This is a genomic window from Actinomadura sp. 7K507 (genome assembly GCF_004348425.1).
In the GTDB taxonomy this organism is placed as follows: domain Bacteria; phylum Actinomycetota; class Actinomycetes; order Streptosporangiales; family Streptosporangiaceae; genus Spirillospora.
In genome coordinates this window covers 1-10,373 of the sequence record NZ_SMKK01000292.1, presented here as the reverse complement: position 1 = coordinate 10,373, position 10,373 = coordinate 1, and the positions used below count along the sequence as shown (strand labels likewise).

The 10,373-nt window shown below is 70.7% G+C and carries 7 protein-coding genes; 4 read left to right on the top strand and 3 right to left on the bottom strand.

Annotation, left to right across the window (positions count from 1 at the left end):
- Nucleotides 1-117: 117 nt before the first annotated feature.
- Together E1285_RS39680 and rocD are read right to left on the bottom strand one after the other, a co-directional pair.
- Complete coding sequence (locus E1285_RS39680) at nt 118-1,086, bottom strand: LCP family protein (RefSeq protein ID WP_132159755.1); 969 nt, start codon at nt 1,084-1,086, stop codon at nt 118-120.
- A 113-nt stretch (nt 1,087-1,199) separates the two neighbouring features.
- Nucleotides 1,200-2,393, bottom strand: coding sequence for an ornithine--oxo-acid transaminase (gene rocD, locus E1285_RS39675; protein WP_132159754.1), 1,194 nt, complete (start codon nt 2,391-2,393; stop codon nt 1,200-1,202).
- A 180-nt stretch (nt 2,394-2,573) separates the two neighbouring features.
- Between rocD and E1285_RS39670 the strand changes: the two genes are divergently transcribed.
- The 4 genes from E1285_RS39670 (at nt 2,574) to E1285_RS39655 (ending at nt 7,346) form a co-directional block, all read left to right on the top strand.
- On the top strand, nt 2,574-3,029 hold the full coding sequence (locus E1285_RS39670; RefSeq protein WP_132159753.1) for an Lrp/AsnC family transcriptional regulator: 456 nt from the start codon (nt 2,574-2,576) through the stop codon (nt 3,027-3,029).
- Between the two features lie 187 nt (nt 3,030-3,216).
- On the top strand, nt 3,217-3,699 hold the full coding sequence (gene rraA, locus E1285_RS39665; RefSeq protein ID WP_132159752.1) for a ribonuclease E activity regulator RraA: 483 nt from the start codon (nt 3,217-3,219) through the stop codon (nt 3,697-3,699).
- 159 nt (nt 3,700-3,858) lie between these two features.
- Nucleotides 3,859-5,955, top strand: coding sequence for a M6 family metalloprotease domain-containing protein (locus E1285_RS39660; protein WP_243723374.1), 2,097 nt, complete (start codon nt 3,859-3,861; stop codon nt 5,953-5,955).
- Between the two features lie 254 nt (nt 5,956-6,209).
- The gene (locus E1285_RS39655) at nt 6,210-7,346 is read left to right on the top strand and encodes a hypothetical protein (RefSeq protein WP_132159751.1); all 1,137 of its coding nucleotides are present in this window, start codon (nt 6,210-6,212) and stop codon (nt 7,344-7,346) included.
- Nucleotides 7,347-7,403: 57 nt separating this feature from the next.
- On the opposite strand, the gene E1285_RS39650 is transcribed toward E1285_RS39655, so the two are convergent.
- On the bottom strand, nt 7,404-10,373 hold a 2,970-nt coding region (locus tag E1285_RS39650), incomplete at its 5' end, for an FtsK/SpoIIIE domain-containing protein (RefSeq protein WP_132159750.1).

The following is a 10,373-nucleotide window of genomic DNA, read 5'->3' as shown; positions in this document are numbered from 1 at the left end:
GCCCCCACCCGCCGCCTTTTCAAACGACGAGCTTCGCTCGATGACCGTCCTGCAGCCCCCGCCCGCCGCCTTTTCAAACGACGAGCTTCGCTCGACTGTCTCTCATGGCCGGGGAGCCTAGCGGACGGCGTCCACCGAGTTCCCGGCGCCGTTGCGCGACACGTACTCGCCGACCTTGTCCTCCCGGACGGCGGTGAACAGCTCCCGCACGCCGGCGTCGTCCAGCAGCACGACGCTCTGCTCGCCCCGCTGGGCCGTCTTCGAGACCGGCGTGGTCAGGTACTCCAGCATCGAGGTGTCCAGCAGCCGGCGCGCCAGCCCGCGCAGCATGCCGGCCGTCACCGTCCCGTCCACCGACACCGACTTGGTCGCCGCCCGGATGAACCGGTCGATCTTGATCGGGTTGCGGGTGTCCAGCGCCTTGTCCGCGAGGGCGTTCAGGAACGCCTGCTGCCGCTTGATCCGGTCGAGGTCGCCGCTCGGCAGGTTCCAGCGCTGCCGGACGAAGTCCAGGGCCTCCACGCCGTTCAGATGCTGGCGTCCCGCCTCCCAGGTGCGGTCGTGCATCGGGTCGTGGGTGCGCTTGGTGATCGTGACGTCCACGCCGCCGAGCGCGTCGGTCATCTCCACGAAGCCGCCGAAGTCCAGGGCGGCGTAGTGGTCGACGCGGACGCGGGTGAGCTGCTCCACCGCCCGGATCAGCAGCGCCGGCCCGCCGTGCGCGAAGGCGGCGTTGATCTTCGTGGTGCCGTGCCCGGGGACGGGCACCCAGCCGTCCCGGGGGATCGCGATCACCGAGACGCGGTCGCCGCTCTCGGACATGTGCACCAGCATGACCGTGTCGGCCCGCGCGCCCATCGACGGTATGTCCGCACGCTTGTCCGAGCCGATCAGCAGCCAGTTCTCGCCGCGCCCGGTCGACGACGGCCGCCCCGACGTCGTGGGCATCGCCCCGGAGATCCGGTTGACGTCGTCGTTGTAGGTGCGTTGCAGCAGGTAGAGCCCGCCCGCGAGCAGCAGCACGACGCCGAGCGCCGTCCCGCCGCATCCGATGACGACCCGGCGCCTACCCCATTTCCGCAGCATGTCCCCACCCTCCCCGGCAGGGCGGGCCGCCCGGCCGCGCCATGCGGGCACCCGGCCGAGACTTTGACGAGTCTGGAGTTTGCGCTGGAGAACGGGAGGGCCGCCGGAGGGGATCAGCCCTTCAAGGCCAGTTCCAGCTGGTCCAGGGCCCAGTCGAGGTCGGTGGGGTCGATGACCAGGGGCGGGGCGAGGCGGAGCGTGGTCTCGTGGGTCTCCTTGGCCAGGACGCCGAGTTCCATGAAGCGCTCGCTGACCGGGCGCGCCTTGCCGTGCAGTTCGACGCCCGCCCACAGGCCGCGGCCGCGGACCTCGCGGACGACGTCGCCCGGCAGCCCGCCGAGCCGCTCGTGCATGTGCGCGCCGAGCGTCCTGGAGCGCTCCTGGTACTCGCCGGTCTTCAGCATCGCGACGACCTCGCGGCCGATGGCGCAGGCGAGCGGGTTGCCGCCGAACGTGGAGCCGTGCTGGCCCGGCTTGAAGACGCCCAGGACGTCCGCGTCGGCGACGACGGCCGAGACGGGCATGATGCCGCCGCCCAGGGCCTTGCCGAGGACGTAGACGTCGGGCACGACGCCCTCGTGCTCGCACGCGAAGGTCGTGCCGGTGCGGCCGAGGCCCGACTGGATCTCGTCCGCGATCATCAGCGTGCCGTTGGCGGTGCACAGGTCGCGCACCGCGCGCAGGAACCCGCTCGGCGGGACGTTCACGCCGGCCTCGCCCTGGATCGGCTCGATCAGCACGCCGACCGTGGAGCCGTCCATCGCGGCCTTCAGCGCCTCGACGTCCCCGTACGGGACGGTCCGGAAGCCGGGCGTGTAGGGGCCGTAGGAGTCCTTGGCGTCCGGATCGGTGGAGAAGCTCACGATCGTGGTGGTGCGGCCGTGGAAGTTGCCCTCGAACGTGATGATGTTCGCTTCGCCGGCGGGCACGCCCTTGACCTCGTAGCCCCACTTGCGGGCGGTCTTCAGGGCGGTCTCGACGCCCTCGGCGCCGCTGTTCATCGGCAGCACCATGTCCTTGCCGCACAGCTCGGCCAGTTCGGTGACGAACGGTCCGAAGTTGTCGTGGTCGAACGCCCGGCTCACCAGCGTGACGCGGTCCATCTGCCGTTTCGCGGCCTCGGTGAGGCGCGGGTTGCGGTGCCCGAAGTTGACCGCGGAGTACGCGGCCAGCATGTCCAGGTACCGGTTCCCCTCGACGTCGGTCAGCCAGACGCCCTCGGCCTCGGCGACGACGATCGGGAGGGGGTGGTAGTTGTGCGCGCTGTGCTCGTCGGACATCGCCAGCAGCTGATCGGTCGCCCTCACGACACTCCTTCGCGGCTCGGCCCGGCCGTGTGCGGCCGGGCACAGCTGGGGCACCGGACGGTGATCCGGTGCCGTGGGGGAGAGGCCGGACGGGTCAGGTGGCCGCCGGTCCGCCTCCCAGCGTATGTTCGGGATCTATCGCCGACCAATGACGAGAACGGACTTCAGGGGTGTTATTTGTTGCGTCTTGACGAGCTCGACCGTCGAATCGTTGCGCAGCTCCTGGAGGACGGCCGCGCCTCGTACGCGCAGATCGGCGACCGTGTCGGGCTGTCGGCCCCGGCGGTGAAGCGGCGCGTCGACCGGCTCCGCGCGGACGGCGTCATCAACGGCTTCGCGGCCGTCGTCGACCCGGCCGCGCTGGGCTGGACGACCGAGGCGTTCATCGAGATCTTCTGCACGGGCGCGACGTCCCCGGACCAGATCTACTCGAGCGTCCGGGGCCATCCCGAGGTCGTCGCCGCGTACACGATCAGCGGTGACGCCAGCGCCCTCGTGCACGTGCGGGCCCGGGACATCCAGCACCTGGAGCAGGCCCTGGAAAGGCTCCGCCGCGAGGACAACATCACGGCGACGAAGACGTCGATCGTCCTGTCCCGCCTGATCGGCCGCCCCACCGACGCGCCTTCCCACTGACCGGCGTGCCCACTGACCGGCGTGCCCACTGACCGGCGTGCCCACTGACCGGCGTGCCCACTGACCGGCGTGCCCACTGACCGGCGTGCCCACTGACCGGCGTGCCCACTGACCGGCGTGCCCACCGACGCGCCTTCCCACCGACCGGTCGGCCCACTGATCGGTTACCGCCCAGTAGGCTGCCGGGATGGACTTCGCGACCGCTGACCTCATCGACGACTTCGGGGACGAGCTGCGCAGCTGCGAGACGCAGTTGCGCCAGTACGGCGGGCGCGCGTCGTTCGCCGGCCCGGTCTCGACCGTGCGCTGCCACCGCGACAACGGGCTGGTGAAGAAGCTGCTGAACACCTCCGGCGAGGGCCGCGTGCTGGTCGTGGACGGCGGCGGCTCGCTGGCGTCCGCGCTGATGGGCGACATGATCGCGGCGGCGGCGGTGGCGAACGGCTGGGGCGGGGTCGTCATCAACGGCGCGGTCCGCGATGTGCCGGCGCTGCGCGAGCTGGACCTCGGCGCGAAGGCCCTCGGCTCGAACCCGCGCAAGAGCGCCAAGGACGGCGCCGGCGAGGTGGACGTCCCCGTCACGTTCGGCGGCGTGGAGTTCCGTCCGGGCGACTTTCTCTACAGCGACGAGGACGGCATCGTCGTGGCCGAGCGGGAACTGCCGGTGTGACGCTGCCGGTGTGGTGCTGGCCGGTGTGGTGCTGGCCGGTGTGACCTGGCTGCCCTGTCCGACATGCCAGGGCAAACCACGCTAGATCGGCTAAGTCGGCCATAGCCGGGGCGGTTCCCCTGCCTTACGTTCTGCGCAGTCCACCAGAGGCAGGGAGACATGCGCGTCAAGAACATGCTGCTGGTGCCCGCGACGGCGATGGGGCTGATCGTGGGACTCGCGGCCGTCCCGGCCGCCGCGCAGGCGGCACCTACTCCCGAGCCGGCCGCTCTCGAGCCGACCGCGATCCCGGAACCCACCGCCAACCCGTGGCAGATGCGGCACTGGCCGCAGACGCAGCCGTGGCAGCGTGCCCAGCCGTCCGCCCGGACCTTCGCGGCGGGCACGCCGCGTCCCATCGACCCGCAGAACTACGAACTTCCCGACACGATGACGTGGGACGACTACAAGCCGGTGCCCGGAACGTCATGGTCCGACCCGTCCCAAGAGGGGTCGGTGCGGAACTTCAACGGCGCGATCGTCCTGGTCGACTACCCCAATCAGCCGTTCGAGGTGACGCAGCCGCACAACTCCAGCATCTTCGGCAACCCCGTCGGCGTCAGCGACGTCCCCCGCGGCGAGGTGGCCAAGTTCTACGAGGGCTTCCTCAACAAGCCGCAGGAGCTCAACCGCGGCCACACCCTCCACGAGTACTGGATGGAGGACTCCGGTGGCCGGTACGGGGTGGACCTCACCGCGTACGGCGCCTACCAGATGCCCGCCAAGGACCACGAGTACGGCGTGGACAGCCGCATGCAGGGCGGGACGGGCTGCCCCGAGGGCGACACCTGCGACCAGGACCTCCGCGAGGACGCCCGCGCCGCCTGGGTCGCCGACGTCGGCGAGGAGGAGGCCGCCGAGTACGACTTCGTCTTCTTCCTCAGCGCCGGGCAGGACGAGTCGTCCACCTGGCAGGAATTCGGCGAGATGAAGTTCGGCACGAAGGAGAACGTGCCGGCCGAGTGGGGCCCCGGCGATCCGAACCTGCCGAACTGGGTGGACACCCGGTACATCGACTGGACGTCCTGGCAGGCCGGCTCCACCATCTGGCCGAACGCCGTATCGGGCAGCTCAACGCAGGCGGAGAGCTCCGGCATGTCGGTCTTCGCCCACGAGTTCAGCCACATCCTGGGCATCGGCGACAACTACAACAACCCGTACAGCGACCCGCCGCGCCGCGCCTTCAGCGGACCGTGGGACATGCTCAGCCGCGGCACCTTCAACGGCCCCGGCGGCCCGCACAGCCGGTGGACGATCCCCGCGACGGGCGGCGCCTCCATGGGCGCGCAGCACATGCTGCGCAACAAGATGGAGCTCGGCATCGTCGACCCTGCCAAGGTGCTCCAGCTGAACCGGGAAACGCTCGCCTCGTCCGGCATGGTCGTCGCCAGGGTGACGGCCCGCGCCAAGGAACCCGGTGGGAACGGCCTCGCGGGCATCAACCTGAAGCTCGGCGACGGCGGCGACAAGAGCCCCGCCTGTGACGCCTCCACCGACCCGCTCTGCGACGGCGGCGGTTACGACAACTACACGATCGAGGTCGTCGACCGCATGGGCACCGACTCCTTCACGCCCGACTCCGGCGTCCTGCTCGCGAAGACCAAGGACCAGGACCGGGCACCGTTCATCTGGGTCAAGGACGCCAACCCGCAGGACATCGACAAGGTCGACTTCGTCATGCCGGACGGCACGCCGAGGAAGATGACGATCGGCGACTACCGGCAGCTCTCGGACGCCCTGTACCACGCCGGAACCGACTCCGGCAGCGAGTACGAGTACGTCGACGAGGCCAACCGCCTGCACTTCTACGTCCTCGACCTGCACCGCGACCGGAAGGGCGTCCTGTCCTACACGGTCGCGATCCGCTCGCTGGACGGGTCCGGGCCGCAGCGGCGCGGCGTGCGCGTCGGCAATGGCCACGCCAGGCCGGCCGCCGTGGGCTGGATGAAGTGCACGCTCACGCTCCACAACAGGGGCGGGGGCGGTACCGGCCGCCACGGCTCCGACGTGTTCCGGCTCGAGGCCGGCGTGTCCGGCGACGGCTGGACGACCTGGCTGCCGAACGAGCTCGCCACCGCCGAGGCGAGGGGCCGCACGAGGGTCGAGGTGTGGGCGAAGGCCGGGCCGGGCGCGGACCGCCGGGCACGCCTCCGGCTGACGGGAACCTCGGAGAGCGACCCGTCGAAGTCCGATGACGGGACCTGCCGCCTGCGCTGACCCGGGTCAGCCGGACGGCCCCCGGCCCGGCCGGGGGCCGTCCGGCTCACGACGCCCGCACACCGCCGCCGGTTCACCCGGCCGACGTAATACCGTACGAAAACTAAGTTGCATTTCCCCAGGTCATGTCGGAACTGCCCCGGCGTGCGGGCTGGGATACGTTGCCGAGCGTGATGATCTTGCAGCGTGCAGCGATAGGTGTCCGCCGTCGGAAGATCGCGCTTCTCGCGGCCGGTGTCCCCCTTTCCGTGCCGGTGGCGGCCGTACCGGACGTCGTCCAGGCGGCACCCGCGCAGGCCGCGGCGGCCCCGAACCTCCGTGACTTCGACCTGCGCCGGGGCCTCGACCGCGGCGCGCCGATCCGGGCGCTGAGCAAGAGACTCCACAGGAGCAGCGTGGACGCGCTGCTCAAGTCGTCAGGCCAGAAGAAGTTCGGCGGCGGCTGCGGCAAGGCGGCCGCCGTGCCCGCACATTCGGTCGTGTACTGCTTCGACAAGGCGGACTCCAACACCACGAAGTGGGTCCCGCAGGGCGTCGCGACCATCTCGGACGCGGTGGCGGGCGAACGGTGGGCCGGCGGCGGCAGGCCCGTCCTCGTGTCGTGGCACGACAGCGGCCGGATCAGGCTCACGTTCGTCGACCCGGACAGGCGCAGCTACCGGCACGTCCTGCTCGTCTACCCGACGATGAAGGGCAAGCGGCCGACGTACACCGACATCGGCATCCACGCCGGCGGCATCGCCTGGTACGGCGACAAGCTTCATGTGGCCGACACCCGCCACGGTGTACGCGAGTTCGACATGCGCCACATCTACGACCTCGCCAAGAGCAAGGCCGGCTCCACGGGCAGCTCCGGCCGGGTCGGCCTCCACGGCGGCAAGTACTACGGCCACGGCTACCGCTACGTGATGCCCCAGACGGGAAGCTGGCGGTTCGCCAACGGAAAGGCGGGTCGCGGATGCAAGGGCACCGGGCCGCTGCGCATGTCGTGGGTCGCCGTCGACCGCACCACCTGGAGCCACTCCCTCATCGCCGGCGAGTGGTGCCGCCCGAAAGGCCCCCGAGGACGCGTCGTGACCTGGCCTCTGCCGGCGCTCTCCGGCACCCGCACCGTCCACGCCAACTGGGCCGCCACCCTCCCCGGAGACCGCATCCAGGGCGGGGTCAGGACGAACGGCCAGTGGTGGTTCACGCAGGGACGCGGCAAGAAGCGCGGCCGCCTCCTCATGCCCCAGCGCGGCTTGTGGGACTGGGGCCGCGTCACCTACCGCACCATCTCCCACGGCCCCGAGGACCTGTCCTGCTACCGCGGCCAGCACCGCATCTGGACGGTGGCCGAGTACGCCCGCAAGCGAGCCCTGTGGAGCTTCCCCGCCGACTCCTGCCGCTGACCGGTACCGGTGCGGGCTCCCTGGGCGGGCACCCTGGGCGGGCATCCTTTCCTGTCCTCAGGACGGTTCCGGCAGCCGGATGAGCCGCTGCCGGTCAAGATGCGCCAGCAGCGCCTGATGTTGCGGCAGGAAACCCCGCAGAGCTTCGGGCACCTCCCACAGATTGGCCTCGCGACCGCCGGCGGAACCGGTCAACAGAACCGGGGCGCCGAACTCGCGCAACGTATCGACCAGCGGATCAAGCGGTTCGCCGAAGGAGATCCGCTGCCGCAGCAGGACCAGGTGCAGCCCGTGCTCGCGGACCGCCCCCAACTGATCGAGGACAGGTGCCAGCGGATCCTCCGTGAGGAGGCGATTCCGTCCCGCGACGAAGACGTAGACCTCGGGGCCCTGGCCGCTGAGCAGACGGGCCCGGGTCCCCCAGATGGCCTCGTTCAGCAGCGTCCCGAACTCCTCGGGCGAGTCGGTGTAGCGGACCCCGGGCTCCTCCCAGGAGCCGATGCTGGATGGAACCGGCAGGTTGGCGGTCCCGTCGAGGACATAGACCAGCGTCTCGGCGCCCGCAGCCTGCTGCGAGACGAGCCGATCGATGATTCCGCCCATCAGGAACGTCTTGCCGGACCCGGGCGGCCCGGAGATCAGCAGATGCCGGTCGACATCGAAGTCCAGCAGGACGGGTTCGTGCGTCTCGGCATCGACGCCGATCGGGATCCTGCGGTCCGAGCTTGCCGCTGGGCGGCTCTGCGGGTCGGGTGGCGGGGGCTGCTCAAAGCTTCCGATCCGGTCGAACCGGTCCGTGAAGAAGGAGTCGGCCTGGCGGAGGCCGAGCACCTGCTCGGGGTCCGCCCAGAGGATGACGACCGGGTCCTCTCCGTGCTGCTGGACCAGCGACCGGAGGTTCTCCTGGAAGCCTGGGCCGCCCACGCCGGTGGAGGCGTCATGAGCGCGGCTCACGTGGAGGAGCAGGACGCCGCCGCGACTCTCTCTGAAGAGGTCGGCCATGCTCGCGCCCGGGTCGCCCGCCACATGGCCCGTCCAGTCGGCGGTGCCCTCGCGCATGTTGCCGTGTGCGAGGACCCCCAGACCGGCGAGCAGCCGCCCGTACAACGTCGCCGCCCTGGCGATCCGCAGGTCCGTACCCCCGTAGATCAGGTGGCGGGGGCGTGACTCGCCCGACCGTGCGGCTCTCGTCTCCAAGATGTAGAGCCGCCGGAGCAGGTCCATCACGGCCCTGTCCTCGGCGTCGTGGCCGGTCATGAGGAGGTCGGGGAGCGTCACGTCCGCGAAGCGGTGGTCGGTCCGCTGAACGAAGTCGTCGATCGCGGCTCGCGGGGTATCCGGGGCGAGGGTGAACTGGCGGGGGCGGCCGCCGCCCGCGAGGAGGTAGGCGGTGCGTTCGTCGGGGAACGGCAGGCTCGCCTGCCCGAGGACGCGCTGAAGCGAGGGCGGCATGCGACCCGCCGCGATGCGCCAGCCGAGCAGGGGCAGGAAGCGGTTCCAGATCGTCGTGCCCTCGACGGTGGACGAGGACACCAGCAGTTGCACGCCGAGGGCCCTGCCGCGTTGCGCCAGCTTCAGCAGCGCTTCGCCGGCCTCGGGCCTGCTGGACGGGAACGTCAGCGACACGTCGGCGAACACGACCAGTCCCGGAGCGTCGGCTGATCTCGATGCGGCACGGGCGTCCAGTTCCCCCGACAGGTAGTCGATGAAGGCTTGGAGCCGCCGTGGCCGTCCGAGGAGTTCGTCATCGGAGAACCGGACGTGCGGGAGGTCGATCGGCTCCCCGAGGGGATGCTCGCCTAGTCCGGCGAAGGCGAAGGTGAGGTCTTCGGGGGAGTAGTTGGCCGCGAGGGCGAGGGTGATGTTGCGGACGGTGTGCTGCCGGGCCGCGGTCTCGCCCACGATCAGGCCGTGCGGGATCCCGGACGAGATGTCGAGCGGGTACAGGGTGACGACGTTCCCGTCCGGGTCGTACCCGATCGCGGGATCGCGGGGTTCGATCGCGGGAAGCGCCCACGTCTCCTCGAACATCCCGCTGGTCCCGCCCCCGTTCAACCTGAGAACGTCGAACTCCGGGATGCCGGGGCCCGGAGCTGACGTCTGCGGGGGCGGAGACGACGTTTCCGGGGGTGGAGACGACGTTTGCGGGGGAGGTGCGGGCTCGTCCGGCCATTTGAGCCTGCTCGCCCGCGGACCACGCCGGCGCATGGCCTCCACGATGGGGTCGCTGGCATCAAGGGATACGTGCGCGGGACGGAAGGAGGCCGGGTGACCGGGCTCCCCATAGACCTGAAGGGACGCGGAGCCCGGCCCCGTCCCACCGGGGATCTCGATCCGCCATGCCACGAGGTCGGCGAGCAGAGCCGTTTCCTCCGCCGAGCAGAAGACGAACCGGATTCCCTGGGCCGGACGCTCTCCGCAGAGGGCCATGATGGGCTCGATCAGATCGGGCCGTGCCTCCAGCAGCGGGCCGGTGTTGTCGATGATCACGATCAGGGCGGGCAGCGGGTCGAGCGGCCGTCCCTCGGCGACGGCCGTCTGGTAGTCGTTCCACCGCGGGATTCCGGCGTTCTGGAGGACGGCTTCGCGGCGACGGCGCTCGGTTTCGACGACGGAGTGAAGCCGGCTGATCACCGGTGACTCCGCCGATGTGGGGTGGATGGCGGTCACGACGTGGGGGAGGTACCCCAGGCCGACGAAGGACGCGCCTCCGGAGAAGTCCGCGAACGCGAAGTTGACGACGTTCGGGGAGTGGCTGAGCGCGAGGCTGAACACGATGGTCCGCAGCAGCGCGTCACGAGCGCGCCTCGGGCCGGTGATCATGCCGTGCGGCCCGAAGCGGCCGCCGCGCAGGATGTCCACCCACACCGGGTCGCCGTCTTCCCCGACGCCGATCAACGTGGGGTGCGGAGGGCGGCCCCATTCGTCGCCGATCAGCTCGTCGACCGGTGTGCCGAGCAGGTCGAGAAGGTCGGGCGGCGCGGTGGTGGACGGCACTTGCGGGGCGAGGTGGGAGCGGGTCTCGGG